This is a genomic window from Streptomyces sp. NPDC003042 (genome assembly GCF_053591315.1).
Genome location: NZ_JBSFTP010000094.1, coordinates 1 through 25,874, shown reverse-complemented (window position 1 = coordinate 25,874; position 25,874 = coordinate 1). Strand labels below are relative to the sequence as shown.

At 68.9% G+C, this 25,874-nt stretch carries 25 protein-coding genes and 7 pseudogenes; 12 read left to right on the top strand and 20 right to left on the bottom strand.

Annotated features, from left to right (window positions below; all coding sequences use genetic code 11):
* Positions 1-652 precede the first annotated feature (652 nt).
* A pseudogene (locus ACWDYJ_RS31780) lies at positions 653-861 on the top strand (IS110 family transposase); the annotation flags it as partial.
* A 181-nt stretch (positions 862-1,042) separates the two neighbouring features.
* On the opposite strand, the gene ACWDYJ_RS31775 reads toward ACWDYJ_RS31780, so the two are convergent.
* The gene (locus ACWDYJ_RS31775; protein ID WP_451569055.1) at positions 1,043-1,702 is read right to left on the bottom strand and encodes a response regulator; all 660 of its coding nucleotides are present in this window, start codon (positions 1,700-1,702) and stop codon (positions 1,043-1,045) included.
* Entirely contained in the window at positions 1,699-2,874 is a 1,176-nt protein-coding gene (locus ACWDYJ_RS31770) for a sensor histidine kinase (protein WP_451569054.1), read from the bottom strand. Before ACWDYJ_RS31770 ends, ACWDYJ_RS31775 begins: the two co-directional genes overlap by 4 nt.
* A gap of 133 nt (positions 2,875-3,007) precedes the next feature.
* On the opposite strand from ACWDYJ_RS31770, the gene ACWDYJ_RS31765 reads away from it, so the two are divergent.
* Both ACWDYJ_RS31765 and ACWDYJ_RS31760 read left to right on the top strand, forming a co-directional pair.
* A complete protein-coding gene (locus ACWDYJ_RS31765; RefSeq protein ID WP_451569053.1) occupies positions 3,008-3,919 on the top strand; it encodes an ABC transporter ATP-binding protein in 912 nt (303 codons plus the stop codon).
* Positions 3,916-4,779, top strand: a complete 864-nt coding sequence (locus ACWDYJ_RS31760) for an ABC transporter permease (RefSeq protein WP_451569052.1) — start codon at positions 3,916-3,918, stop codon at positions 4,777-4,779. The genes ACWDYJ_RS31765 and ACWDYJ_RS31760 overlap by 4 nt, the downstream gene beginning before the upstream one ends.
* A gap of 90 nt (positions 4,780-4,869) precedes the next feature.
* On the opposite strand, the gene ACWDYJ_RS31755 is transcribed toward ACWDYJ_RS31760, so the two are convergent.
* From ACWDYJ_RS31755 to ACWDYJ_RS31740, 4 genes are all read right to left on the bottom strand, one after another.
* A complete protein-coding gene (locus ACWDYJ_RS31755) occupies positions 4,870-5,394 on the bottom strand; it encodes a Tn3 family transposase (protein WP_451569051.1) in 525 nt (174 codons plus the stop codon).
* A gap of 135 nt (positions 5,395-5,529) precedes the next feature.
* Positions 5,530-5,844, bottom strand: coding sequence for a hypothetical protein (locus ACWDYJ_RS31750; RefSeq protein ID WP_451569050.1), 315 nt, complete (start codon positions 5,842-5,844; stop codon positions 5,530-5,532).
* Positions 5,845-5,976: 132 nt separating this feature from the next.
* On the bottom strand, positions 5,977-6,537 hold the full coding sequence (locus ACWDYJ_RS31745; protein ID WP_451569049.1) for a hypothetical protein: 561 nt from the start codon (positions 6,535-6,537) through the stop codon (positions 5,977-5,979).
* Between the two features lie 497 nt (positions 6,538-7,034).
* Positions 7,035-7,619 (bottom strand): TSUP family transporter, encoded by a 585-nt coding sequence (locus tag ACWDYJ_RS31740; RefSeq protein ID WP_451569048.1) that lies wholly within the window; start codon positions 7,617-7,619, stop codon positions 7,035-7,037.
* Positions 7,620-7,840: 221 nt separating this feature from the next.
* On the opposite strand from ACWDYJ_RS31740, the gene ACWDYJ_RS31735 reads away from it, so the two are divergent.
* Positions 7,841-8,161: a GYD domain-containing protein gene (locus tag ACWDYJ_RS31735; protein ID WP_451569047.1), complete on the top strand. Its 321-nt coding sequence runs from the start codon at positions 7,841-7,843 to the stop codon at positions 8,159-8,161.
* 250 nt (positions 8,162-8,411) lie between these two features.
* Here ACWDYJ_RS31735 and ACWDYJ_RS31730 read toward each other — a convergent pair whose 3' ends face one another.
* Positions 8,412-8,603 (bottom strand): hypothetical protein, encoded by a 192-nt coding sequence (locus ACWDYJ_RS31730; protein WP_451569046.1) that lies wholly within the window; start codon positions 8,601-8,603, stop codon positions 8,412-8,414.
* Between ACWDYJ_RS31730 and ACWDYJ_RS31725 the strand changes: the two genes are divergently transcribed.
* A complete protein-coding gene (locus ACWDYJ_RS31725) occupies positions 8,602-9,243 on the top strand; it encodes a carbonic anhydrase (RefSeq protein ID WP_451569045.1) in 642 nt (213 codons plus the stop codon). The two genes, ACWDYJ_RS31730 and ACWDYJ_RS31725, sit on opposite strands and share 2 nt — an antisense overlap.
* 139 nt (positions 9,244-9,382) lie before the next feature.
* On the opposite strand, the gene ACWDYJ_RS31720 is transcribed toward ACWDYJ_RS31725, so the two are convergent.
* Positions 9,383-10,381 carry an L-threonylcarbamoyladenylate synthase gene (locus ACWDYJ_RS31720; RefSeq protein ID WP_451569044.1) on the bottom strand — a complete coding sequence of 333 codons (999 nt, stop codon included), beginning with the start codon at positions 10,379-10,381 and terminating at the stop codon, positions 9,383-9,385.
* Between the two features lie 291 nt (positions 10,382-10,672).
* Positions 10,673-10,891: a hypothetical protein gene (locus tag ACWDYJ_RS31715; RefSeq protein ID WP_451569043.1), complete on the bottom strand. Its 219-nt coding sequence runs from the start codon at positions 10,889-10,891 to the stop codon at positions 10,673-10,675.
* A gap of 290 nt (positions 10,892-11,181) precedes the next feature.
* Between ACWDYJ_RS31715 and ACWDYJ_RS31710 the strand changes: the two genes are divergently transcribed.
* Positions 11,182-12,516 (top strand): hypothetical protein, encoded by a 1,335-nt coding sequence (locus ACWDYJ_RS31710; RefSeq protein ID WP_451569042.1) that lies wholly within the window; start codon positions 11,182-11,184, stop codon positions 12,514-12,516.
* Between the two features lie 112 nt (positions 12,517-12,628).
* Here ACWDYJ_RS31710 and ACWDYJ_RS31705 read toward each other — a convergent pair whose 3' ends face one another.
* The gene (locus tag ACWDYJ_RS31705) at positions 12,629-13,441 is read right to left on the bottom strand and encodes a Kelch repeat-containing protein (protein ID WP_451569041.1); all 813 of its coding nucleotides are present in this window, start codon (positions 13,439-13,441) and stop codon (positions 12,629-12,631) included.
* Positions 13,442-14,078: 637 nt separating this feature from the next.
* Here ACWDYJ_RS31705 and ACWDYJ_RS31700 point away from each other — a divergent pair.
* Positions 14,079-14,588: a hypothetical protein gene (locus tag ACWDYJ_RS31700; RefSeq protein ID WP_451569040.1), complete on the top strand. Its 510-nt coding sequence runs from the start codon at positions 14,079-14,081 to the stop codon at positions 14,586-14,588.
* 506 nt (positions 14,589-15,094) lie between these two features.
* Here the strand turns inward: ACWDYJ_RS31700 and ACWDYJ_RS31695 are convergent.
* Positions 15,095-15,538 carry a hypothetical protein gene (locus tag ACWDYJ_RS31695; RefSeq protein WP_451569039.1) on the bottom strand — a complete coding sequence of 148 codons (444 nt, stop codon included), beginning with the start codon at positions 15,536-15,538 and terminating at the stop codon, positions 15,095-15,097.
* 114 nt (positions 15,539-15,652) lie between these two features.
* On the opposite strand from ACWDYJ_RS31695, the pseudogene ACWDYJ_RS31690 reads away from it, so the two are divergent.
* Both ACWDYJ_RS31690 and ACWDYJ_RS31685 read left to right on the top strand, forming a co-directional pair.
* Positions 15,653-16,205 (top strand): annotated as a pseudogene (locus ACWDYJ_RS31690) (AAA family ATPase).
* Between the two features lie 135 nt (positions 16,206-16,340).
* Positions 16,341-17,451, top strand: a pseudogene (locus ACWDYJ_RS31685) (IS701 family transposase); the annotation flags it as partial.
* Here ACWDYJ_RS31685 and ACWDYJ_RS31680 read toward each other — a convergent pair.
* A pseudogene (locus ACWDYJ_RS31680) lies at positions 17,443-17,844 on the bottom strand (PucR family transcriptional regulator); the annotation flags it as partial. The pseudogenes ACWDYJ_RS31685 and ACWDYJ_RS31680 overlap by 9 nt on opposite strands.
* Positions 17,845-18,254: 410 nt before the next feature.
* On the opposite strand from ACWDYJ_RS31680, the gene ACWDYJ_RS31675 reads away from it, so the two are divergent.
* Positions 18,255-18,515, top strand: a complete 261-nt coding sequence (locus ACWDYJ_RS31675) for a hypothetical protein (protein WP_451569038.1) — start codon at positions 18,255-18,257, stop codon at positions 18,513-18,515.
* Positions 18,516-19,539: 1,024 nt separating this feature from the next.
* On the opposite strand, the gene ACWDYJ_RS31670 is transcribed toward ACWDYJ_RS31675, so the two are convergent.
* From ACWDYJ_RS31670 to ACWDYJ_RS31635, 8 genes and pseudogenes are all read right to left on the bottom strand, one after another.
* Positions 19,540-20,496, bottom strand: a complete 957-nt coding sequence (locus ACWDYJ_RS31670) for a hypothetical protein (RefSeq protein ID WP_451569037.1) — start codon at positions 20,494-20,496, stop codon at positions 19,540-19,542.
* A gap of 657 nt (positions 20,497-21,153) precedes the next feature.
* A complete protein-coding gene (locus tag ACWDYJ_RS31665) occupies positions 21,154-21,876 on the bottom strand; it encodes a DUF4253 domain-containing protein (RefSeq protein ID WP_451569036.1) in 723 nt (240 codons plus the stop codon).
* A complete protein-coding gene (locus ACWDYJ_RS31660; protein WP_451569035.1) occupies positions 21,873-22,364 on the bottom strand; it encodes a 2'-5' RNA ligase family protein in 492 nt (163 codons plus the stop codon). Before ACWDYJ_RS31660 ends, ACWDYJ_RS31665 begins: the two co-directional genes overlap by 4 nt.
* Positions 22,365-22,425: 61 nt before the next feature.
* On the bottom strand, positions 22,426-22,608 hold the full coding sequence (locus ACWDYJ_RS31655) for a hypothetical protein (protein ID WP_451569034.1): 183 nt from the start codon (positions 22,606-22,608) through the stop codon (positions 22,426-22,428).
* 624 nt (positions 22,609-23,232) lie between these two features.
* The gene (locus tag ACWDYJ_RS31650) at positions 23,233-23,478 is read right to left on the bottom strand and encodes a DUF3732 domain-containing protein (RefSeq protein WP_451569056.1); all 246 of its coding nucleotides are present in this window, start codon (positions 23,476-23,478) and stop codon (positions 23,233-23,235) included.
* Between the two features lie 61 nt (positions 23,479-23,539).
* Positions 23,540-24,117: pseudogene (ku, locus tag ACWDYJ_RS31645) on the bottom strand (non-homologous end joining protein Ku); the annotation flags it as partial.
* A gap of 219 nt (positions 24,118-24,336) precedes the next feature.
* Positions 24,337-25,007 (bottom strand): annotated as a pseudogene (locus ACWDYJ_RS31640) (nucleotidyl transferase AbiEii/AbiGii toxin family protein).
* Positions 25,004-25,354, bottom strand: a complete 351-nt coding sequence (locus ACWDYJ_RS31635) for a hypothetical protein (RefSeq protein ID WP_451569033.1) — start codon at positions 25,352-25,354, stop codon at positions 25,004-25,006. Before ACWDYJ_RS31635 ends, ACWDYJ_RS31640 begins: the two are co-directional and overlap by 4 nt.
* A gap of 223 nt (positions 25,355-25,577) precedes the next feature.
* On the opposite strand from ACWDYJ_RS31635, the gene ACWDYJ_RS31630 reads away from it, so the two are divergent.
* Both ACWDYJ_RS31630 and ACWDYJ_RS31625 read left to right on the top strand, forming a co-directional pair.
* Complete coding sequence (locus ACWDYJ_RS31630; protein WP_451569032.1) at positions 25,578-25,703, top strand: hypothetical protein; 126 nt, start codon at positions 25,578-25,580, stop codon at positions 25,701-25,703.
* 55 nt (positions 25,704-25,758) lie between these two features.
* Positions 25,759-25,874, top strand: a pseudogene (locus ACWDYJ_RS31625) (IS5/IS1182 family transposase); the annotation flags it as partial.

Genomic DNA, 25,874 nt, shown 5'->3' with positions numbered 1-25,874 from the left:
AGTGATCATCCGATCTCCTTCCCTCGCAGGCACCAAGAACCGCGAGGCCACCATCCTGACCCGGCGCTCACCGGCGTCCGTGCGAGGCGCGCTGACGCCCGGCCTCGCGCGTGGTGGGGGCCGGATCGGGGTTGCACCGAAAGGGGGCTGAACCCTTGGCTGGAAGGTTGCTTTCAGCGGGGGACCGGGAGTGTGACCGGAGGGTGAAACCCCTAATTCACCGACCGCCTGTTTGCCCAGGTCAGGCCCTGTGGGCAAGCCTTTCCCGGAAAACGACGCCTCTAATTCGTTAGTAATTAGAGGTTCTGGATCTCTGATGGGCCCGGGCGGCGTTGTCCAGCCGAGGGCAGGACGTGTGTGGTTCGGTCGGTGCCGTGGTGACCCCTACGACACCTCCGACCGTGCGAGGTCTTTGAAAAGAACTGGTGGCGCTGGGCGCCGGCCGGTCCTCGCACGTTCTGCCCTCACGGGGCCGTCAGGTTCGGGATCCTCGTTGGATGAGCTGCCGTACGGTGACGCGTTTCTCCTCACGAGCTCCGAGCTCTGGCCACGGCGTGCGCCCGTGCGGTCCGGCGGCGCCGCGCACGGCTGATGAGGTGGCGGGCCTTGGAGCCCTGGAATTAGTGCGCCGTGCGGCCCCGCGTGCTCGTCTTTGGCCAAGTGCCGAATCAACGACGACCTGGACGGCTACCGCCTGCTGCTGGATCTTCTGGCCGAGCACGGCGACACCGCGGAGACGCCGATCCCGGTGGCGATCGAGACCAGCCGCGGCCTGCTGGTCGCCACGCTGAGGCAGGGCCCCGGAAGATCTACGCGGTCAACCCGATGGCTGCCTCCCGCTACCGCGACCGGCACGGAGTGCGGACGCCCACTACCGGCGCCGCCGAGCAGGAGGGGACTGGCACATGCGGGCTCTGCGGCATCCGACGATCTTCAATAAACGGGGTTTTCTGAAGCGTGGAGAGCGACGACAGCTGCTGTCGCGATCTTCATCGTCGCTGTTGGATGGCCCGTCACACGTTGGTCAGCTGCGGGATGAACCTCACCGTGGGGGCGCGACCAGGCCGATCTCGTAGGCGAGGATGACGAGGTGGACCCGGTCGCGCGCGTCGAGCTTGGTGAAGAGCCGTGCGAGGTGAGCCTTGGCGGTGGCCACGCTGATGGAGAGCTCCGCGGCGATCTCGGTGTTGGACAGGCCGCGGCCGACGAGGGTCAGGACCTCGCGTTCCCGGTCGGTGATGCCGTCGACTACCACCCGGCGGGTGGCGGCGGGTTCGGGCCGTGCCGCGAACTCCTCGATGAGACGGCGCGTGACACTCGGAGCTATGAGAGCGTCTCCGGCGGCGACGACCCTGATCCCGTCGAGGATGGTCTCCAGCGGCATGTCCTTGACGAGGAAGCCGCTCGCTCCCGCGCGCAGCGCGCCGTAGACGTACTCGTCGTCGTCGAAGGTGGTGAGGACGAGTACGCGGGTCTTCGACTCCGGATCCGCGTCGATCCGCCGGGTGGCCTCGATACCGTCCATACCTGGCATGCGAATGTCCATGATGGCGACGTCCGGCCGCAGCCGCTGTACCAGTTCCACCCCCTCGCCACCGTTCCCGGCCTCCCCGGCCACCTCCAGGTCGGGAGTGTCGGCGATGAGGACGCGCAGGCCGGTACGGATCAGGGGCTGGTCGTCGACCAGGACGACACGGATCATTGTCCCGCCTCCACAGGCACCGGCAGCCGTGCAGCCACGCGGAAGCCGCCTTCCGGACGAGGCCCTGCGCTGAACTCGCCCCGCAGCAGACCGACGCGTTCCCGCATGCCGGCGATGCCGTATCCGAATCCGGGGCCGTCGGCGGTACCGCCGCAACCGAGATCGACGATGTCGACGGCCAGTTCGTCCTGCCGGAAGTCCACCGTCACACTGCAGTCCCGGGTGCCGGAATGCCGTACGACGTTGGTGACCGCCTCCTGAACGATGCGGAAGGCCGCCAGGTCGATGTCGGGCGGCAGGTCGCGACGGTCCCCCTGCCACCGGACGTCGACCCGGACCCCGGCAGCCGCAGTCCTCCCGACCAACTGGTCGAGGGCGGCCAGCCCCGGAACCGGGCCCAGCGGCGCGGACTCCCGATCTCCCTGCCGCAGTGCGCCGAGCATCCGTCGGAGGCCGGCGAGGGTCTCCCTGCCCGTGGCCTCGATGGCGTCCAGCGCGAGGCGCGTCTCGGCGGGCTGGGTATCCATGACCCGGCTACCCATGCCGGCCTGGATGGTGATGATGCCGATGTTGTGCGCGACCATGTCGTGAAGCTCCCGCGCGATCCGCAGCCGCTCAGCCGTGATCGCCTGCTGCGTGGCCTGCGCGCGCACCGTATCCGCGTGCCCCCGGTTCTGATGGATGGTGTTGCCGATCAGCCAAGCGATGACGACGGTCGACGCGAGGGCGGCCGGCACCGAGAGATTGAACGCATATCCGCGTCCCAGCCGCCAGAGCGTGTACGCGGCCAGCACACCGACCGGCAGCGCGGCGGCGAGGACCGAGACCCGCCGTGAGCGGGTCACCGCGGTGTAGCCCACGGCCGCGTCGGCCAGGAGGAAGAGTACGAACGGTGTCTCCCGGACCGGCATCCCCAGCGAGAAGACGGCGCCCGCGAGCGCGATGGCCACAGCCGCCAGCGGCGCGCGGAACAGCAGCAGCGCGCCCAGGGTCGTGACGACGGCGGTGACCAGGAGCGGTGCGTCTTCGATGTTGCCGTTGTACCGGAGCAGACGCTGCAGCTCGTCCGGCCGTTGGAGCGTGCGTACCAGGATGAGGGCCGCCCAGAAGGCCGCCACCCACACACCCGGGGGCACGCGTTTGAGCAGGGGTGGATGAGGAGTGGCGATCACCAGCCGATCCTATCGACGCGCCCCCCACCGGGGCATTGGCCCACGGGCGTAATCCCCCGGGCTACCAGCAGGGCTCACAAGTGTGAACCACCGGCCGATGCCGGCTCCTTACCCTCCCCGGCAGCTTGGACCCATGATCGAATCGACCCGGCTGACCAAGCGGTACGGCGAAACCGTCGCCGTCGACAACCTCACCTTCACTGTGGAACCGGGCAAGGTCACCGGCTTCCTCGGCCCGAACGGCGCCGGTAAATCCACCACGCTGCGGATGATCCTGGGCCTGAACGCCCCCACCAGTGGGTCCGTCACCGTGGACGGGACTCCCTTCTCGCACCGCCCGCGCGGACTGCGTCACGTCGGCGCGCTGTTGGACGCCCAGGACGTCCACGGCGGACGCACCGCACAGGCGCACCTGTCCGCCCTGGCCCGCAGCAACCGCATCCCGCCGGCCCGCGTGGACGAGGTCCTCCAAGAGGTCGGCCTGACCAAGGCGGCGCGGCGCCGGATCGGGGGGTTCTCCCTCGGGATGAAGCAGCGTCTGGGCATCGCGGGCGCCCTGCTCGGCGATCCACCGGTGCTCCTGTTCGACGAGCCCCTGAACGGTCTGGACCCCGAGGGCGTGCTGTGGGTGCGTGGTCTGTTCCGCCGTCTGGCGTCCGAGGGCCGCACCGTGTTCGTCTCCAGTCACATGATGGCGGAGATGGAGCACACCGCCGACCGGCTCATCGTCATCGGCCAGGGCCGGCTGATCGCCGACCAGAGCCTTGAGGACTTCTCGGCCCGCAATACCTCCCTGGGCGTGACTGTGCACACGCCCGACCTGGCGGCCCTGGAGGCGGTGCTGATCGCCGAGGGTGCGTCGGTGCGCCGGGAAAGCGGCCAGACGGGCCGGGTCACCGGCCTGACGGCGGCCCGGATCGGCGACCTCGCCCACCACCACCGCATCGTGCTGCACGAACTCGCCACCCACACCTCGTCCCTGGAGTCGGCGTTCATGTCCCTCACCGCCGACAGCGTCGAATACCTCGCAGGAGAAGCCCGATGAACACAAGGACGTATCCCGGCACCAGACCGTCCGAGCGCGCCGCCGAGCCGGTGGCCGGGTTCGCCGACCTGCTCGCCGCTGAGTGGATCAAGATGCGGTCCCTCCGGTCGACCTATTGGGTGCTCGCCCTCAGCGCCGTGGTTGCCATCGCGATCAACGTGAACGCTGTCCACTCCGACCTGACGTACATCGACCAGCCCCACCCCCCACTACCCGGTCTGCCTCCCTACAAGTACGACCCGCTCTTCCACGGCCTGGGCAGCATCGCCGCGGCCGTCATGGCATTGGCCGCGGCCAGCTTCGGTGCCATCACGGTCTTCGGCGAGTACGCCACCGGGATGATCCGCACCACGCTCGCGGCCGTCCCCGACCGTCGCGCGGTGATCACGGCCAAGGTGGCCCTGGTAGCGGCGATCACGCTCGTCCTCGGCGTGGTCGTCTCCGTGACGTCGTTCTTCACGATCAACGCGATGCTGGCCTCCCGCCACGTCGGGCTCTCGATCCACGACCCCGGCTGCCTGCGGGCCGTAGCGGCCTACGCGCTGGTCGTCCCGGTCTGCGCGCTCATCGGAATGGCGTTCGGCGCGGTCCTTCGCCACGCCACGGCCTCGATCGTCGCGGTCGTAGGCATGCTCTTCATCCTGCCCATGCTCTTCGGTGGCGAGAGGTACCGGCTCTTGAAGGAGATCGGCAACCACCTGCCGCTCGCCGCCCAGGGCCGGCTGGCGCTGAACCCCGACTCCCACACCAGCCTGGGCGCGTACCCGGGCACGATCACGGGCTCCTGGATCGCACTCGCGGCCTGGGCGCTCGTCTCGGTGGCCGTCGCCGTCATTGTCGTGCGGCGCCGGGATGTCTGAGACCGGCTCAGCCCGGGTGCCGCCTTGCCACGATCGCGCGGTACATCCCGGCCAGTGATCCGACGTACGAGCGGCCCGCCTTCTTCCCGGTCAGGCGGCCACCGCCTCGTCCTTGCCGAGCGCGCTGAAGTCGACGTCGAGGTGAGCGTCGTAGTCGTCCGGGGTGATGCCGAGCTCGTGACGGGAGTACTCGCCGAAGCACATGATGTGCTCGGTCAGGTACGGGGAGATCTGGGCCAGCTCCCGCGGGTCGATGACCTGGCCCTCGGCCTGGAGCTGACGGACCGCCTCCGCGATGTCCAGGGTGTTGTGGAAGATCAGCAGGTTGGCCAGCAGTGAGGTGAACTTGACGTCCTTCTCCTGCTCGACCGGGTCGTTCGCCGTCACCGTGCCGCGCTGTCCGAAGCGGACCCAGCCCGAGAATCCGTTGAACGCGTAACTCGTCTCTTCGCGCAGGACACCGATCACCTCGCCGAGACGCTCCACTGCGCCTGCCGCCTTGGCCCTGATGTCACCTGCGGCCCTTCGGTGGTGCTCTTCAAGGCCCGGCGCGAGCTTCAGGGCACCGGCCGATAAGGCGATCAGGCTGAGGTCATGGCCCAGTACGTCATGCATGTCTTGCGCGATACGCGCTCGCTCGCGCAGTCGGGCCTGCTCAGCGACCAACTCCTGTTCGCGTTGCAGTTGTTCTGCGCGATCCCAACCGGCCCGGACAAGCTGCCGATACTGGCACCAGAACCGGCCCGCGAATCAGGGCAGCATCGTGGCGACGACCACCACTGTGACAAACCGGCTGGCCAACGGCAGCCAGGCAGGCACGACGGACAATGCCACGACGCCGGCCGCGAGAAGCCCGACCAGCGCGAGCACGGTGGGCGCCATCCGTCCAGGCCATCGTCCGGCCAGGAACGCGGCGATGGCAGTCGGGACAGTCCGCCACAGGTTCACCATGCTCAGGCCGGCGGCCGTCACCGCGGCCGCTGTCAGAAGGCTCCCTGGAGCAAGAGTCTGCGGAGAAACAGCCGTCCCGGTCGGAGTCCCACTATTGATCACCATGCTGTCCACGGAAGCGACGGTACGGACATCGGAAGTCGTCCGACACTGCCGAAAGTCCAATCTGCGCCAGTAACCGGCGAGCACCGCAGTTTGAGGGATAGGCTGGCCAGACACGGCCAAGTCCCGGACGCGAGCTGAGGCTTACTCGCGCACGGAGACTGAACAGAAGAACCTGACGGGGAACGCCACACACACCGACCAGCCCGTGAGGGCGACCTCCACCGCGATGTCGATCTGACGTGGATCGAAACCACCCTCGCCGCGCTGCCGGAGTTCCTCGCCGACGAGGTAGGGCAGTGGGTGAAGGTGATACGGAGCCGGGGCCGCCACGAGGGCGAGGTCCGCGGCTACGACGTGATCCGCCCATACCTGGCCTCTCTCCAGCCTGTGCTCACCGCCTGGGCCGAGCCAGGTGTGCTCTCGCTTCGAGAGATCACCCGGCACCATGTCGATGCGTCCGTGGACGGCCAATCCGGACGCGCCCGCAGGCAGCTTGCCCTCGCCTTGCGCAGCCTGTTCAGGACGTTGAAGCGGGAACGAGTGGTCTTCCGCGACCCCGCCCAGCACCTTCGCGTCGGGGCCCCGACAGGGATCCCGAAGCCGGTCCCCAGTGACCTGCTGGCCAGCGCGTTGCAGCAGACGAAGACCCCGCTGGGGCGTCTGGTCCTCGTCCTGGCCGCTGTCCACGCCGTGCCCGTCCACGAACTCCGCACGATCCTGACCTGCGACCTGCGACCTGGACCTCGCACGCGGCACCCTCGTCATCCGCCGCGGCCTTCGACGGCACACCCTCTACCTGGAGGAACTCACCCACCAGATCGCCGCCGACTGGCTTGACTACCGCCACCGCCGCTGGCCCGCCTCGACCAACCCCCGCCTGATCGTCAGCCAGAGATCGGCGCTCGACCCCGACCATCCCGCCGTCGGCAAGACCCTGCTCCGCGCCGACGTGCCCCAAGGGCTCACCCTGGTCGGCCTGCGCCAAGACCGCATCCTCAACGAGGCAGCCGAAACTGCAGACCCCTCAGGCTGATGAGGCTCTTCGGGATCACAGAGAAGACTGCCATGCACTACGTCACCACCGCCCACCCCGAGCGCACGGCGAAGCTGCCCAGGTGACGCCTCAAGGCGCGGCCCGCTCGTTCACAGCGTGGAAGCTGGTGCGGGCCTCGGCATCGGCGCCGGGCGTCTTGGCAGTCTCAGTCATGCCGGGCGAGCTTGACCGCGGAAACCAGCAGAATCACAGCCAGCACGGGGATGAGCACCAAGTCCGGGAACACACCGAGGAGCAGGCTGCCCAGCACAGCGCCGGCGATCGACCCTGCGGCCATGACCGTGGTGAAGCGGAGGTTCACGCCGAGGACGACGAAGCTGCCGTCGCGGCTGTAGCGGGCGCAGGCCACCAGCATCGTCGGCAGCGACACCACCAGTGAGAGGCTTCCCCCGGTCTTGATGTCCTCCCCGAAGAGCAGCACGATCGTCGGAATCAGGAGCTCGCCGCCAGCGACGCCCATGATCGCCGCGACCACGCCGATGCCGAAGCCGGCCACGACTCCGCAGGGCACCTGAGTCCACAGCGGCAGCGCGAGCTTGTCCAGGGTGGTGGTGTGGGTGACCGTCAGGGCAGCCGCCATCAGCACCATCAGGGCGGCCTGGCCAGCCACTCCGTGCCCGCCCCCGCGCACTGCGAGTGGCAGCAGGTTGTCCCGGGCGAAGTCCACAGAGGCGACCACATCGTCCTCACCGCGGCATCGGGCCACAAGCGCCGGCCGCCGGTCGATCATGCCGTTACACAGTGCTCTCGCCGACGCGTAATCCGGGTCCGGGGGCGGACGAGGCGCCCGCGCAGCCGTGAGGCGAAGCGATCCAGGACGGGGCCGGGAAGACCGGTATGCCAGCCGTCGAGTAATCCGTATGGCGGCGGTCGTGCGGCGGCGGTCGTGGGGCAGGAGAGGATCGGTCGGCAGGGGAGCCTCGCTGTGACACTTATGGAAGGGCGGAACCCATGCCGAAGTACCTCTTCAGGGCCAAGCTGACCGTGGACGGACTGAAAGGCCTGCGCGCGGAGGGTGCCATCGCTCGCCGCGAGGTCATCGAGCGGATGGTGCAAAGCGTGGGCGGCCGGCTGGAGTCGGTCTACTGGGCTTTCGGCGAGGACGATGTCTACGTCACGGCGGACCTGCCGGGCAACACCGCCGCCGCTGCCATTGGGATGGCCACAACGGCGGCGGGCGGGGTCCGCACGAGCACGGTGGTGCTTCTGACGGCCGATGAGGTCGATGAGGCCACCCGACAGCAGGTGGAGTACCGGCCGCTCGGCGCCTGACGGGCCAGCGCTTACGTGGATGTGGAGGCGGCCGCCGCGCTTGCGAGGCTGGCCGGAATGGCGGCGTTGCGCGGAGCGGAACCCGGCAAGACTCGAAACTAGGGGTATGAAACTGGATACGTCAAAGGGACAATGAGTTGATCTTGAAGCCCTGACGGTCAGCCGGAGTGGGCCGGAAGCGTGGGGTACGTTCGGGTGGCGGGGCTCGCACCCTTGCCGGGGCGGTGGTCGTTGGTCGGCTGGGGGCTGATCAGCGAGGGGGTCCGCTGTGGAGCGGATCAACGGGCAGCGCGTACAGCTGCACCGGGGAGAGTGGCTCCGCCGCGCGTTGAGGGTCCGGGCTGAGGCCGCCCTCGCCCGGCGTCTGGGACTGCTGGCGGGCAGCGGTGGGGCTCACCCCTCGTGGCGCGGTGACCTGGGCCCGGTCGTAGTCTGCGGCCATGACTGACACCTCGGCGCTGACTCCCGCGCAAGCCTTCGAGATGCTGCTGGCCGGCAACCGGCGATTCGTCTCGGGTACCCCGGAACACCCCAACCAGGACGCCGTGCGCCGCTCCGAGATCGCACCGGCCCAGAACCCCTTCGCGGTGCTCTTCGGTTGCTCCGACTCCCGCCTGGCCGCAGAGATCATCTTCGACCGGGGGCTCGGCGACCTGTTCGTCGTCCGCACCGCGGGCCACGTCACCGGGCCGGAGGTACTGGGCAGCATCGAGTACGGGGCGAGCGTGCTGAACTGCCCGCTGGTGGTGGTCCTCGGCCACGACTCATGCGGCGCGGTCGCGGCCACCCGCGCCGCCGTGGAGGACGGGGTGGCCGCGCCCGGGTACGTACGGGACGTCATCGAGCGGGTCACGCCCAGCGTGCTGGCCGCCCGCTCCGCCGGCCTCACCCAGGACAGCGACATCATCGCCGAGCACACCCGGCACACCGTCGACCTGCTGCTGGACCGCTCCCGGGTACTCGCCGACCAGGTGAAGGCCGGACAGACCGCCGTCGTGGGCCTGTCCTACCGGCTGGCCGACGGCAGCGCCCACCTGGTCACCACCCGCGGCCTCGACGTCACCGGCGACTCCGTATCGTGACCGGAGCTACGCCGGCCGTCGCACAGCCACGTCATGCCGCGCATGGCCCACGGAGCCGGTCACGCTGCCTGTCCCGCACCTCGCACCAGCCTGGCCCTTGCCGCGGACTGCGGGGGGTGCCACGGGTGGGGAACCGTGATCACTGTCGAGGGGCGTTGCCGGTGGAGGAGGGCCGGGGTCCGGCGGCGCGGCGGAGCCGGTTGGCGATCGCGAGTCCCAGCCCTTCCTCCGTCGGCAAGGACGCGATGATGAGGTCGCACCCTTGCCGGTCGAGTTCGCGCAGGAACCCGTACAGCCCGCGCGCGTAGGCGGCCATCGAACTGGGGACCAGCATCACGGCGTGCGCCTTCACCGGAGCGTCGGCGAAGGAGGCAGGGAGGAAGACGCCGACCTGGTGCCCTAGCTCCTGCGCGAGCTCCGCTTCGGCGACGACCTTCTCGGGCTCGACGAGGACGACCCGCGCCTGCGGCGCGTAGTGGGACGGATGCTGGCCCGGCACCCGGACACGGCTCGCCGTAGGGACCACGAGCGGGTACCCCAGCACCGCTTCGAGGTCCTCGCGCGTTACCCCGCCGGGCCGAAGGATGCTCGGGGTGGCGCCCGTGGTGTCGACGATGGTCGACTCGACGCCGACCTCGCAGGGGCCGCCGTCCAGTACGAAGTCGACGGCGTCGCCGAGCTCGGCACGGACGTGGTTCGCCGTGGTGGGGCTGACCGAGCCGAAGCGGTTGGCGGACGGGGCCGTGACACCGCCGCCGAAGGCCGACAGCAGTGCGAGTGCGACGGGGTGGTCGGGCACGCGCACGGCCACCGTCTCCAGGCCACCGGTCGCTTCGAGGGGCACCCGGCGACCGCGGCGCAGGACCAGCGTGAGTGGCCCCGGCCAGAAGTGTTCGGCCAGCAGGCGTGCGGTCGCGGGTACGTCCTCGACCCAGTCGTCCAGGTGCTCCGCGCCGCCGATGTGGACGATCAGGGGGTGGGAGGGTGGGCGACCCTTGACCTGGAAGATGCGCGCGACCGCGGCGGGGTCCTCGGCGTTGGCGCCCAGGCCGTAGACGGTTTCGGTCGGGAAGGCCACCAGGCCTCCGGCGCGCAGCACACCGGCTGCCTTTTCGATGTCACTGGTTCTTGCCGTCACCCTCGCAATCCTCTCATTGATCCCGCTCTCCACGTTCCGTGGTCTCGTCGGCGCATGACAACGAACCAAGGCCGACGGCACCGCGTGAGTCCGGAGGCAAGAGAGCCGTCACGGCAGCGCCGGGGAACACCGCCAGGACGGCCCCGGACTCCCATCTCGTCTATCTCGGACACGACCCGCAAAGTAGCCGTGTGTGATGTTCAGGCCATGCCATCGGCGTCCTCGGCGAGGATGCGGTAGACGGTGGCGACCGAGGGCCGCGTATGGCCAGCTGGGCCGAACCCACTCGTTCTATGTCGGGAACACCAGGTTGGTGGACGGGTTCCCCGTCAGACCGCTGCCAGATTCTGCGAACCCGCGCGCTTCCCGCAAGCCCGGCCGGAAGGGCCGGCCGGTGCGGAGGTCGGGGACGAAGGACTCCAGGACGACGCGGCGGAAGCGCCGACGCTGGGCGGGGGTGAGGTGGTGAAGGTCGGTGGTGAAGCGGGGGAGCGTCTCGAAGGTCGGCACGAAGTCTCCTCCACGAAGCCCCCCGGCGTGGTGCCGGAGGGCGGGGTACGGAAGGGCGTGTCGGTGAACTCGGGTCACCGGTGCGCGGAGGCTGGTCGGTTGTGAGCGGATCGGTGAGTCACCGGTGTGTGGGAGTCGGTACCGGAGAGTGATGACATTGGCTGCCGGGGCCGGCGCCGCTTCCCGCCTGGCGGGCACTCGGGAAGAAAGTTCGCCCGCTGCTCCCGCCTGGCGGGCCGTATCGCCGACAGCCCTCTTCTTGCAGGTCAGGGCCGTGTGGCGTGGTCTGCATGATGGACGCGGTGATCGTGAATGCCGGTCAGATGCAGCGCTACTACACGCGCGAGACGGTTGTCGGTGACGGCCGCCGCCCGGCCCGGATGCCGCTGAAGAAGGCCCAGGAGCAGGCAGTGTCCCGGCCGGGCGCTGGATGGGCCGCAGACTGGGCGCTCTCGGGCTGGTGGCGGGGCAGGACGGCTGATCTGCCACCCCGGCGTGGAGATCATCTGCCGGGACCGGGCGGGCGCCTACGCCGAGGTGCCCGCTGCGGTGCCGCCGATGCTCTGCAGGTCGCTGACCGGTTCCATCTATGGCAGGGCCTCGGCCGAGCAGTGGAAACCTGCGTCGCCGCCCATCGCGACTGCCTACGCAATCCTTCGCCCAGCGGCATGCTGCTGGAGGCCACCCGACTGGCTTCCGGTCGGCCGCAGGACGACTCGGTGCCCGCCGGCCGGCGGGCCGAGCGGAAGAAGGCGGCACATGCCCTGGTCCATGGGCTCCTTGCTCAAGGTCACTCACGCCGGGCGATCGCCCGGCACCTGGGCTGGGGCCTCAACACCGTGCTCCGGTACGCGAACGCCGCACGCTGGCAGGACACCATCCGTGACAACCGGCCGCGACCCAGCAGGCTGGACCCCTACAAGCCCTACCTGGAGCGCCGATTCGCCGCGGGATGCACCAGCGTCACCCTCCTCCACAGTGAACTCGTTGCCGACAACGCGCCCGTCACCTACCAGATGGTCCGCGCCCGCATCGCCACCCTCCGCGGGGATCCGGCCGGCGCGCCGCCCCGGCCTCCGACGGTGCGCCAGGTGACCGGCTGGCTCACCCGACACCCCACCGTGCTGAGCGAGGACGACCGCGCCAGCCTGAAGGATGTCCTGGCACGCTGCCCCGAACTGGACATGGCCGCCGGGCATGTCCGCGATTTCGGCGAGATGCTCAGCGACCGTCTGGGTGCCAGGCTCCCTGCCTGGATCGACGCAGTCGATGCCAGCCAGCTACCCGGTCTCACCGGCTTCGCACCACCTGCTCCGGGACCTCGACGCCGTGACAGCCGGGCTCACTCTCGACTGGAGCTCGGGCAGCATCGAGGGCGCCGTGAACCGCATCAAGAAGATCAAGCGGCAGCTCTACGGTCGAGCCGGATTCGAACTTCTCCGCAAGATGATCCTGCTTCAGTAACGCTCCGCGACGACTCCCCAAGATCTGTGCCAGAACCGAGTTTTAGGAGCACTCACTGGCCCATGCTGGGCGTCTGCGGTTCAGGAAGGTGCTGTCCGTTCCCAGTGAAGGTGAGCGGCGCGGTGCTGATCGGTGAAGTGACGGGGTCCCGCCAGACCTGATCGGGGTGTACGCCGACTGCTCGCTCGGCAACGAAGCCCCAGGCAGAGCCTGGGGCTTCGTTGCCGTCAGACCTGTTGAAGCCGGGCGTCCCGGCTCGGTCTGATGCGGCTGTCAGCCACTGACGGGAAGGGCCTGCACGGAGCTGAGGGTCGGGAAGGGGGAGTCGCCGATGCCACCGATGGCGTACACGCAGGTGTGCTGCGGGCCTCGGACGTTCTTGGGACACGGGGCGGTCGCGGCCGCCAGCTCGAAGCGGGCGGTGGCCAGATCGGGTAGGGAGCTCCAGGTGTTCGTGGCCGGGCTGAAGACCTCCGCCGTGTTCGTGGCGAAGTCCATGAACGTCGTGAAGCCGGCAATGGCGTACGCGCAGGTCGACTTCAGGTTCCTGTCCCCCTTGGGGCAGGGCGCGGAGGCCCCGGCCAAAGCGACGCGCGTGGTGCCCAGTGAGGCCACGGCCTGCCAAGTGTTCGTGGCCGGGCTGTATGCCTCCACCGTGTCGAGGATCTCGTCGGTGGGGTTGAAGCCGCCGATGGCGTACACGCACGCGCCGCGCAGTCCCTCGACATCCTCGGGGCAGGGCGCGGTCGCCGCTGCCGGGAAGCTGCGGGCGGTGGGCAGGCTGGGCAGCGTGCGCCAGGTGTTCGTCGCTGGGCTGTACGCCTCCACCGTGCCCACGTCGTGTGTGGGGTCGGGCCACTCTGTACCCGTGAAGCCGCCGATGGCGTAGAGGCAGATTCCCTTGAGCCCGTCCACATCCTTCGGGCATGGCGCGGTCGTCGCCGTTAACGCGTAGCGGGCGGTGGGCAGGCTGGGCAAGGTCCGCCAGGTGTTCGTAACCGGGCTGTACGCCTCCACCGTGTCCAGGGTGGGCGAGCCGTTGTGCCCGCCGATGGCGTACACGCACGTGCCCTTCAGGCCTTCCACGTCCTTGGGGCACGGCGCACTCGTGCCCGCGAGGCCGTAGCGGGCGGTGGGCAGGTCGGGGACCGTAAGCCAGCTGCTCTGAGCGTTCGCGGGCGTGGTGGTCGTCAGGGCGAGCAGCGGCGTCAGTACCGCGACGAGCAGCCACCGGGCCCGAGACCACCGCCAACGTGGGCGCCGGGACGGGATTGGCGTATTCCTCCCTGACCCGCCTCCTGCATGCGTCAACAATATCTCCACTGTGTCCCGTCCTTTCACGCCGACAACGCCGTCCATGGGGCACCCCACGCCGATTCACCAATAGGCGGACACTTCGTGACGTTAGGTAGCCTCCGACCTGGCCGCACCCGCGGCTGAGGCAAACGGCCGAGCCAGGCATCCGATGCCGCCGGTGCGCACCGACGATGTCGTGCACTCCCTCGCGAGTGCACGACATCACCTCGGGAAGTGAACTTCCACCAACTTGAAGTCGCAGGTCAAAGGGCTGGTGTGCCGGTCTCTCGGGGTGTTCACGCTGGTCGTGGGCGGTAGTCTGCGGAGAAGATCGTCCGTCAGCGGTTGGCTCGAAGGGAAACACGGTGCAGCCGCGTTGGCGGGTGTGCGAGCCTTCTTCTCCCAGAAGCCGACCGAGAAGACTCCGATGACCCAGGATGACGCCCTCAAGCAGCTGAGCCATATCGCGCGGGAGAGGGCATTCGACAGGCACGTCGGGTCAGACCGGCTCATCCAGGCAGGGCTGGACGCGCTGACTGCCGGGGTTGAGAGTCCCTCTCTCGCCATGCTCGCTGGCCTCCTCCGGAGCGAAGAGCCCGACGCGCCAGCACTCTTCGACCAGGTACTGGAGGAGTTGGGGTTGTTCTTCCATCCTCCCGCCGATCCTCGGGCCGCAAAGTGGGCGATGGCAGACTGGGTCGCCGGTCAGATCGCCGGCGGAACCCTGGATCCCGCCACCGGCACGCACCTCATCTGGGCAGACATCGCCTACGACCTCGGCTACCCCGAAGAGCTGGAACCACTTGTCCACTGCGCGCACCACCTGGACGGCTGGGAGGAGAGCTGGGGAGTCTCCCTCGAGGAACTCAACAGGGAGGCAGTCGAGGCGGCGAAGCAGTTCCTGAACAAGCGGTCGGCAGCAGAAGCTGACAGCTGACCGTCCGGTTCATACCCGCTGCGGTCCTGCAGCCCTCTACGATCCGGTGCATGCTGGATCCCGAGTTGCTGGAACGGATCACCGCGCGACGCGCGGAACGAGACGAACTCGAAGAACAGCTGGCCAAGCAGCTGGCGGAGGTGCGGGCCGAGCGGGACGAACTCGCCGTAGCCGAACGTGTCCTTGAGCGGGTGAGCGAGCAGCTCGCCCAAGAGCGGGCCTCGGCCGCGCCGGCGCCCGGGCACGTGGGCGGTCGGGCGGTGATGCTGATCCCGCATCGCGAGCCGGGCGTGGAGGAGACCGTGCTCCCGCCGAACTATCAGCGCATCCTCGCCGCCGTGCGGCACCATTCACCCCTCCATGTCGGCCGGTGCGCTCCGACCGGACCAGTGGTGCGCACCGCGATGCGCACCACCCCCGGATGGTGCGCACCGACCGCACCGGTGGTACGCACCGGCCGGAGCGCACCCGCGCACCCGACGCGCACCGGGTGCGCGGTGGTGCGGTTACCGGTGCGTTCCGGGCACGGAGTGCATCGCGTGGGCCAGCCCCAGGTGCTCGTCCCGCATCGTCTCCAGGGTGGTGGCGGTGTCCTCGTCGTCGGGGTCCGGGATGACGTTCACGACGAAGCGGATGATGCTGCGGGCGATGCCCAGCGCCCCCGTGGTGGGGGAGTCCCGTGCCCAGTCCCGCAGGGCGGAGAGAAGGATGCATCCGACTTCTTCGAGGGCGAAGGAGTCCGCGTGCGGATCGGATTCCTCGCCCACGGCCGCCGCGGGCCAGACGACGTACTCGGCCACCCGCAGCAGCAGGAACGCCAGCTCCGGGTCGGCGTCCGCACGGCCCGCGACATTGGACCCGCCGCCCATCTGCAGGGCGAGCAGATAATCGAAGGCGCGAACCACCTGCTCTGGGGTGAGCGGCGTACGGGGCGGGATCAGGTACGGCATGAGGTCTCCTAATACTCCAGCTGTAGATCGCGATCTTGCGGGTCGGGGATGTGGTCATGGGGACGGATCGATATCGGATCGCGTGAGGCGGTCGCCAACTGGCACGCTGCGTGCATGAAGCACGCGGAAGTACTGCTCATCGGGGGGACGGGCCGGTGTCGGCAAGACGACGGTGGGGTGGGAGGTTTCGGCGCTGCTGCGCGCCGCGGTGGTCTCCCATGCGGTCATCGAGGGTGACTTCATGGGGCAGGTGCATCCGGCGCCAGAGGGAGACCCCCACCGTTCGGAGATCACCGAGAGGAATCTGACGGCCGTGTGGGAGAACTTCGCCCGGCTCGGCTACCGCCGTCTGATCTACACGAACACTGCGAGTGTGCTGCCTGAGGCGACCGGCATGTTCGAGCGTGCCATGGGGGCGGAGGTGCGTATCACGCGGGTCTTGCTCACTGCTTCCGACGCCACCGCCCGCGAGCGGCTGGTAGGCCGGGAACTCGGCTCGGAGCTGGAGCAGGAGTTGGAAGGCAGTGTCCGTAAGGCACTGCTTTTGGACCAGAGGGCCTTCGCAGGGACTGTACGGGTAGTGACGGACGGACGGTCTGTCGTGGACATCGCGCGCGAGGTGATGGCCGCCACCGGCTGGGCCGGGCAGCATGCCGCCCGCTGCTAACGATCGCGCCCCTGGGCTGGTCCGGGAACCGGTGCGGCCACCGTTGATCATCGGTGTGTGAAGACAGAAGATCAGACGGTGGCCGCAGGTCACAGCATAGATCCTGGCCGCTGGCAGGAGACGTTCGAGGTCCTGATGGGCCGTATCGCGGGGCGGTTTGTCCGGGTGGAACCACGGCGCCGGCCACGGGCGTTCGTGCTCGGGTTGCTGTCGGAACTGCCGCGCAAGAACTGCTGGACGCTCGCCGAGCATGCCGGGGACGCGAACCCTACGGCCTGCAGCACCTGCTGTCGCGGGCCAAATGGGACGCCGACGTGGTCCGCGACGACATCCGCAGCTTCGTCGTCGAGCACCTGCACGACACCACGGCGGTGCTGGTCGCCGACGAGACCGGTGACCTCAAGAAGGGCGCCGCCACGGTCGGCGTGCAGCGTCAGTACACCGGGACCGCCGGACGCATCGAGAACAGCCAGGTCGCCGTCTACCTCGCCTACTCCACCCAGCGCGGACACGCGGCGATCGACCGGGAAACTGTATGTCCCGCGTTCCTGGACTGAGGACCCGGCCCGCTGTCGGGCCGCCGGCATACCCGACACGGTCGGCTTTGCCACGAAGCCCGCACTCGCCGCCCGCATGATCGGCCGCGCCCTGGACGCTGGCGTCCCCGCGTCCTGGGTGGTCGGCGACGAGGTCTACGGGGGCAACCCGCACCTGCGGACCGCACTGGAGAAACGGCAGATCGGCTACATCCTCGCCGTCGCCCGTGACCACCAGATCACCACCCGCGCGGGACAAGCTCCGCGCCGACACCCTGGCCAAGAGACTACCGAGGCAGGCCTGGCGGAAACTCTCCGCCGGGGCCGGAGCCAAGGGCCACCGCTTCTACGACTGGGCCCTGGCCGACATCACCGACGACCGCCCCGGCCACCACCAACTGCTCGTCCGCCGCAATCGGCGCACCGGCGAACTCGCCTTCTACCGCTGCTACTCAGCCACCCACGTGCCACTCTCCACTCTGGTGCAGGTCGCCGGACGCAGATGGACTGTCGAGGAGACCTTCCAGTCCGACAAGAGCCTGGCCGGACTGGACGAGCACCAGGTCAGATGCTGGACGTCCTGGCACCGCTGGGTCAACCTCGCGATGCTCGCCCATGCCTTCCTCGCCGTCGGCCGCGCCGACGAACACGCCCACCACCCCGGCCCGGACGAGCTGATACCGCTCACCTGCAACGAGATCCAGCACCTGCCCGAAGCGTTCCGCTCGCTCGGCCAGCCGGCCCAGGTCACTGCGGCCGTACAGCAGGTCGTCGATGAACTCCCTTCGCGCGGCCTCCTCTTGGCGCACGGCGAGGCGCTGGGCCCGCTCGAAGCCTTCGGCAAAGGCGTCCACCGTCTGTTCCACGGCAGCGAGCAGCTGCCATGCCGCGGACGCCGTCAGCGTGATCTGCACGGCCTGTGCCTCAGCCAGATGGGCGCGTACGAGTTCTCGCAGGCCCGCGCCTTCCTCCGCCGCCCGTTCGCCCTGCGAGCGGCGGGCGTCCAGCTCGCTGCGGCTGAGCCGCCGGCCGGTGGCACAGGCGTCACGAAGAATTCGTGCATACCCGGTCAGATACTGCTCCGCAGCTGTCAGCCCTGCCATGGCCCCACCCCGATCCTGACGCGCCCCTGACGCGCCTTTGATGCCGGACCAGGGTGGCATGCCGGTCCGGTGAGGCGGCAACCGGCATCAGGACTGCTGAAACCCGGCAATGCGCGGGGATCTCAGCACGGGCAGGATCGGCCCGGGTAGGACCAGACACGGTCCGTGCAGGGCAGACAGCTGGCGGATGTAGTGGCTCTGCATATGATCAAGCTAGGGGCGAAGGGGAGGGCATGACATGTCGGGGGATTTTGAGTGGGGGACAGTCGCTCGGTGCGGCAGGGCAGCATGCGGACATGCGGTTGAACGGCACGGGCGCTCCCGCAGGGCCGTCAGCTCCGGGGGGATCGGGGACATTCGGGTCCACACCGGCGGAGAAGACGGCTGCGGCGAAGACGATCGAGACTGAGTTGCAGCCGAACACCAAGACCGCGACGGAGCACGCGGACGAGGCGACCAACACCGCTGTGAAGGGCTTCGAGGGCTGGGACACCGCCCCGGGCCTGAAGAAGGTCGCGGATACCTGGGACAACCAGGTCAAGGTCCTGATGGGCCGCCTCGGGTCCGAGAAGAGCGCCCTGCGGGGCGCCTCCGGACTGTTCGTACGCAACGACATCGGCCTGGGTGACCAGTTCCGGCCGATCGGCCAGTCGAAGCTCAACGAGCTGTAGGGGGAAAAGGATGCTGAAGTACTACGAAGTGATGACCACCGACCTGGGCCTGCTGACGACGGCGGCCGGTAAATGGGATTCCATGGCCGGCGACTGAAAAAGGTCGAGACCCGCTACGGCGACAGCGTCCAGAAGATCACCATGGGTCAGAACCTCAAGGGCCGCGGGTGGGGCTGACTGACCGCGGCTGCTGTCCAGGCCTACATTCTGTGGCGTCCTTACCGTCGCGGGCGCCAGCGCCGCGGCGCTCATGCTCACCGCGACCAACGCGTCCGCGGTCGCCTGGGAGGTGACCTCGCGACCGCCTCTCCCCTCCCCGAGGGCAACACCACCATCTGCGCCGAAGGCGGCTGGCACACCGGAGACAACAGCCACCGGACCATCGCCTGCTTCATGAAGACGGGCGACTGGTTCCAGGTCGTCGACCAGAAGGCCGACGGCTACTCGGCTGTCGCCCTGTGGCAGGTCACGGCCCCCAGGGGGCGCGGTCGTGCGGCAGGGCGCAGTGTGGAACGCGCTACAAGAACAAGGACCTCCCCGAGGGGTACGACATTTCGATCAGGGCCTGCGTCGGCGACTGGAAGGGCGGAAACAGTCCCTCGATCATCAAGGAGGCGTGCAGCGCGTGGAAGTTCGGCACCACGTGACGGTGACGGCGGTGTGACATCCGCAGCCTCGGCAGGACGGTTGAATCCTGCCGGGGCTGTCGTGCGCCTGAAGACTTCACGACCGCCCCGGCGCCAACGGTCCGTCAGCCGCCCACCACCGGCGATCCGGGGATGACGGAATTCGCAGGTGGAGCAGCCGATGGCGAGCAGCTACGGGCGGCGCTGCATGCGGTGGTGCGGCTCACCGTCCCGACGAACCCGCAAAACCCACAGGAACCGTGGAACCCGGCGCCCACCCGACACGATAGTCGGGCCATCCGCCTGCTCGGACCCCGAAATCCCGACAGCCCAGCACAAAGGGCCCGCCAGCAAACTGACGGACCCTCATGATGATCGAGACGAGCGACGTGAGCCTGTTACGGCGCTTCCCAGAACGCTTGAAGCAGTGGCGTTTGCTCGAACGTAGCGAAAGTGGATGCACCGGCTTCGATGTTGTGGAGAGCTGAGAGAGTGATTACGTCACCGGCCTCCAGCCGCAGAGTCGCGGAGACGTCCTGCGAAACTCCCGAGCCACCCGCGTCGTCGGCGGCTCCCTGAGTGTCGGTGGCGCCCGTATCGGCACCGCCATTGACGAGTAGCGTCAGGAAAGTGGCCGCCCCCGGCTGTGCATCGTAGAGCCAAACAACACTTCCCCTGAGCCTGTAGCGCCCGGGAGTGTTGACTACCAGGCTCGAGGACGCCGGATCGAACATCATGTCCGTGTCGAAGACAGCGGCGTTGAAAGTGATCTGAGTCGGGGTATTGGTTGGGATGGCCTGGTTATCGGTGGCGTAGACGCTCGCACCGACATCGACCGTCGCACCCGCAGGTCCGGTGGCGCCCGTCGGGCCGGTAGGTCCGGCCGGGCCCGTGGCGCCGGTGGCGCCCATCGGTCCGGTAGGTCCGGTAGGTCCGGTGGGGCCGGTGGCTCCGTTGCCGGGACCAGCCGGGCCGGTCGGGCCGGTGGCTCCCGTGGCTCCGGTCGGACCCGTGAGGCCGGTCGGGCCGGTGTCGCCGCGGGGGCCTCTGGGGCCTGTTGGGCCGGTGGCGCCTGGCTGGCCCGGCTCGCACTCGTGGTCGTCGCCGCCGTCGGCCATGCTCAGCGGCCAGTTGTGGTCCGGCCGGTGGTGGTCGGGGCCGCATTCGTCGCCGCCTCCGGTGGGGTTGGCCGTTCGGACTGTGTCGGTGGCCTGGATGGTCTGGGCGGTGGCGATGGTGGGGCTGGCGATTCCCGCCAGTACCAGGGCGATGGATGCCAGGGTGCCGCCGGTCAGCCAGCCTGCTCGTCTGGGCAGCGGCCCAAGGATTGTCCTGGTCTTGTACTCGGGGCTCATAGAACGCCGCTCCTTCTCGAATCCGGATCGCACGATGTGCGGTGGATCGCCCTTGCGGGGCTACCCGGCCATGGTGGGGATCTTGGGCTCCTGTGGTGGGATGCCTCGCGACAGGGTCAGCGGTTCGGCTCAGTGGTGCACTCCTCATGGGCCACGAGCGGCGGCAGAACGCCGCCCGTGGTCGGCGAGTGGCCTGCTGACCCCGACCTCTCCTGTGACCTGTCCAGCCCGCCCTGCACCAGGACGACTGCACTCGCCACGCCCGGGAGGCGAAGGTGTGGTTCGGCGCGGTGAGGCGCGTACGTTGTGGGTACCGCTCTGACCGGGCCGACGATGTTGACCTCCTGCCGGTGACCCGTCAGGAGGTCAACTGGAACGCCTGCGCACAGGGTCCGGGCACCACCGGTGATGGGCGTCGTGTGGCGTGCACTGGGTGTGCGTCATGGGTTTTCACTGGTGGTGGGTGGGTGGGACGGGCTTGGGTGCCGCGTTGCTGGGGTGTCGTTCGGTTGGTGCAGGCCGCTGTCGTTTTCCGGTGAAGGTTGGCTTTCGTGCGTGTAGGGCGTGGTGGTCTTGTTGCCGGGCGGGCCTGACCAGGGTGTGGGGAGCGGGTGAGGGTCGCCTTCTGCGGGGTTGGTGATTGCTTTCCGAGGAGGATCAGTCCCACCAGAAGTCCCAGTTGTGGGCACCGGTGAGTCGCTGGACGTAGGCGGCCAGTGTGTAGGGCGGGCTGCCTTGCCAGATGTTGTCCGGGCAGACGGCGAAGTGTTCGGCGGCGACGAGGAGGGCGTCTTCCTCGTTCATCGGTGGAGCGGCGACGCTGAGGTGCAGGGTGGAGGATCTGACCGCGACGACACGAGTACTGAAGCGGTGCTCCCAGTCGGCGATGACCGCGGAGAACTTTGCGGTGTCGTTGTCGTAGTTGCAGGGTCCGGTCCAGCCTGCGGTTGTGAGGGCCTCGGCGCCGGACGTGGCGGTGACCACTCCCAGGCGGGACTGGGGACGGTCGGAGAGGAAGGCCTGCGCGTACTCGGCGGCCAGTCGGTCCGCGTTGGTTGCCGTCTGTCGGCTGGGGGCGAGGCCGGGCCAGGTCTGGCCGAAGGGGGCTGTGACGGCGAGGCGTTCTTCGGCGGAGAGCACGTCGTCGTCTTCAGCGATGGCGGTGTAGGCCGTCCACCACGTTGCGAGAAGGCCGGCCGCGACATGGCTCGCCGGGGATGACATCTGCTCGGGGAAGACCTCACCCGATCCCCATGGGCGGAAGTGGCTGTCGTCTGGATCCAGGGAGTCGAGGAGCAGCGGCCAGAGGCCGGAGGTTGTGTGCTCGGCCTGGATCTGTGCCCACAGTTCGACCGTGGCTGGCCAGCGGGTGGTGTTCACCGTCCGTCCGGGCCGCCGAGCGGCGCGGTGAACCGCGGCCGCCAGCCTTCCTCCGTCAGCACCACCAGCTGGACCGCCGCCGCACGGGTGCGCAGCGGCAGCATGCTGCCGATCGCAGCGCGGACATGGGCGGCAGCTGTCGGGTTGTCTGCGCCCAGAGCGATCGTGACATGGGCGGCGGGCCGCGCCCCGAACCGGCCCCTGTACGGGCGCAACCCGGGCCACTGGGCGTGGAACGCATCGACGATCGGTTGGAGTCCCGGAACGGTGACGGCGATGAAGCCGGACGCCGTCACGACCTCCTCCAAGAGCAGATCAGCTGCCGGTAAACTCGCCGCCAGGGAACGCACGCCCTTCTCGTCCTGACCTGTCAGCGCCGATTCCGGCACGAACGGGTAGAGGAGCGAGACGTGCGCCGGCACCCCACGACGCACCAGAGCCGGGTCGATACGCCACGCCGCATCGAGGAGCGGGGCGGCATCGGGCAAGACAATGACGACGGCAGTGGTCCCTGGCTCTGGCACGCCGTCATCATCGCAGGCCAGTCCGCTACTGCGCCCATTGCACTCCGAGGTGGGCGAGGGCGGGGAGTTGGGCGTGGTCGGAGGCGGTCGCGGCCAGTGCGTTGGCTGGTGATCCACACGCCCGCACGGTGCCCGCTTCCGTCCGGGAGGTGCTCGATGCGGGCTCGAGAGCGGCCCGGTTGTTGCTACGCCGCGCCTGGTTGTCCATGGGGCCGCAGAGGCTGTCCTGATGAGGTGGTGGTTTGTGCTGGTGAGGCCGGTGTGCGTGGTTCGTGGGGTCAGTTCGCTGCGGTGAGGTTGGTGTCACTGGGCTGAGTTGACCTGGACAACGGAACGCGGCGTAGCACGGCCGACTGGCAGTGGTCCGCGACAACAAATGTCGCTGATCAGCGGATCTGAGCAGGCGTCGGTCCTCTGAGCTGGGGTTTCGCAGGTTGACCGGGTGGGTGCGGGCCCTGTTCTTGGAGGCAAGCAGCCGCCACACGCTTCGCTGCTCATCCACTGCCTGGGCGAGGAACTCCAGCGCTGCTCCCCGGGTGTAGCCCAGCAGGTTGAGGCGCTCCGCGATGATCCTGCCCGGCGCACGCAGGGAGTACTCGATCACGTCCTCATTGCCGTACACGGTGCTGCTCAAGAATTCTGGATGCCCGTTGCGGTAGGCGCACAGCATGTCGTCTGTGAACGCCGCTACGAGGTCGGCCTCCCACCCATCGGACAGGCGGCTGACCTGACGGCCGCCCACCCACAGTCCCTCACCAGAGCTCATGCTCCATGATCGGTGCTGTCGCGCTCGTCCGGTATCGGTTTCCCCGGTGCGGACCCCGGTCCGTGGTCAGTGGATGGGATCAGCAGAATTGCACAACAGTCGAACAGATCTATGGGGTGGGTTGGTGTCGATCCATGTGGTGGGGATGAGTTTTTCGCCGTTGCGCCAGTTGTAGCGGACGGCTTCCTGGTACCAGGTGCGGGGCAGGTCGGCGTGGTCGCTGACGATGATCTGGAAGTCGGGGGCGAGTTCGGTGACGACCTGGTGCATGAGCTGGAAGAGGCGCGTGACCGTCTCGCGGTCTTCGTCCAGGGCACCCGGCCGTCTTCGCCTTCACCAGGGCCTCGACCTTCTCGCGGAAGGTGTCGTGGAAGGACTCCGGGTCCCACTCCATGGCCAGGGCGTCGATCAGCTGCATGGCCATCTTCACCTCCGCCGCCGTCGCCTCGACCTTCCCCGGCAGGTCGGGCACCTCGGCGTGCGGATCGCGCAGCTCGTCGGCCCAGTGCAGCGTGTGGATCGTGAGCAGGCCTTCCGGCTCGTCCGCCTTCAGCGCGACCAGGTACTCCCGCCCGCGCATCACGAACGTGGCGATGCCGGCCTTGTTCGATTCGACCAGCGCCCGCTCCAGCAGGGCGTAGACCTTCGCGTACTGGGATCCCCGAGACCCCAGGAAATACGTTTTGTCGAAGAAGACCGGGTCGATCGTGTCCAGGTCGACGAACCCGGCGACGTCGATCGACCGGGACCGGCCGGGAGCGATCTCGTCGAGTCCTTCGGCTCGACGATCACGTACTCGCCGCCAGTGTCGTAGCCCTTCACGATGTCCGCCAGGTCCACCTCGTCGCCGGTGCGCTCGTTCACGCGCCGGTTCCGGATCCGGTCCGCCGTCCCCCGCTGGAGCTGGTGGAAGCGGATCGTGTGGCTGTCCGTCGCTGTGTACAGGCCCACGGGAAGGCTGACGAGCCCGAACCCAGCACCCCCGTCCACACTGGTCTGGCCATCGCCTGCACCACCCTTCACCGCGGTGTCACTCGGCGCCTTCCTACCCTGCGCCCGATCCCCCCACCGGCAACGGCAGCCCGGCGTACGCCCCCCTGGCCGCCTCCAGCGTGACCAGGAAGCGCACTCCAGCGCCCCTCCCGGCGCATCCGGCGCCGGGAGGGGCGGCTAGGACTCTTCTTGGGTCGCTTCGGTCTGGTGGAGACGGCGGGCGAGGTCGTCGGACCAGAGCTGGGCCTACGCTCGCAGAGCGGCCATGGCGCTCTCGTTCAGGCCGTAGGCGGTGAACTCGGCGTCCTCGATCCAGTCGGCGCCGGCCAGGCGGCTCTGGAGGTCCTCGGGACTGAACCGGCCTCGTGCGTGGCGACGGCCGAATTCTTCGAGGTCGGGGGCGGTCCAGCGACGGGAAGCGGCGTATACGTCGAGGAAGTCGCGAGCCGCGCCCCGGTCGGCCAGGGCTCGGACCTTGGTACCGATCACGTCCTCCTCGCCGAGGACGGGACCGTATGCGGTGTGGGCGAGAGGCCGCCAGAACACTTCCTTGAGGACATCGACCTCGCACGCGCCGCCGGTGAGCGGGTCGGTGACCTGGAAGCGAGCGGACAGCGGGGCGATCTCGACCTCGGCCACCTGCCAGCCCCGCTCCGTGAGCCCGTCACGCACAACCTGGGCGATCTCTTCCATGGGGGTCGCGGACTCGGTGGCGACGTCCAGGTCCTGGCTGACCCGCTCCAGGAGCCGGTGGGCCTGCACGGCATAGCCGCCGGTCAGCACGAGAGGGAACGGAGAGCCGAGCGCACGTCGGCGAGCAGCCGTGCGTGCAGGTCGGGCATCTTCACGCCGCGGCCCGCTCCCGCAGCTGGGGGAAGGCTTCCTCCCACACGTCCCTCACACTCGGTCCCGCAAGGGTGCGCAGCACCGGCCACAGGCTGGAGAGCAGCTCAGCGTTCAGGAACCGGCACAGGTCCTCGCGGGTGCCCTCGGCGAGCACCGTCCGGTACAGGCCCATGCGCTGCCTGGGCTGGTCCAGGTCGAAGGCGCGCAGCCCGGACCACACCACGTGCAGCGGGAGCTCGACGACTCCGTGCACGGGCCCGGTCAGCTCGGACAGACCGGCCGGCAGCCGCCGGGCGAACTTCACCCTGTACAGGACCGCATCGTCAAAACCGGCATCGGGGACAGACATGGCACCGAGTATGCCCTGGCCTCGCGCTGCCCTGCATCCCCTGCTCCTCCGAGTTCAGGGGGCGGGCCCCCGAACCAGCCAGAGTGCTGGTTCGGGGGCCCGCCGTCTTCGGTCCGCTGACGGGGACCTGGTCCCGGCCCTTCCCGGACCGAAGCGGATCACGGTTACCGTCGGCGCGCGACGCTGGCCGGCCCTCCACGTCGACGTCGGCAACCCGCACGCCGTGGTCTTCGTGGACGACCTCGACCACGCCACCGCCCCCGCCGTAGCACCGGCGAGCGCCTACCCGCACGGCGTGACCACCGAGTTCGTCCGCAACCTGGGCTCCAACCACCTAGGCAGTGTCTGATGGCTCTTGCCCGGCATGGTGGATCTACCGCCGTTGCGGGCAGGAGTCGGTCATGGTGCGTCGGCATGAACTGACTAATGCTCAGTGGGAACGCATAGCCCCGCTGCTGCCGGAGACCGGAAACCCGGGTGGGCGGTGGGCCGATCACCGCACCGTGGTCAACGGTGTGTT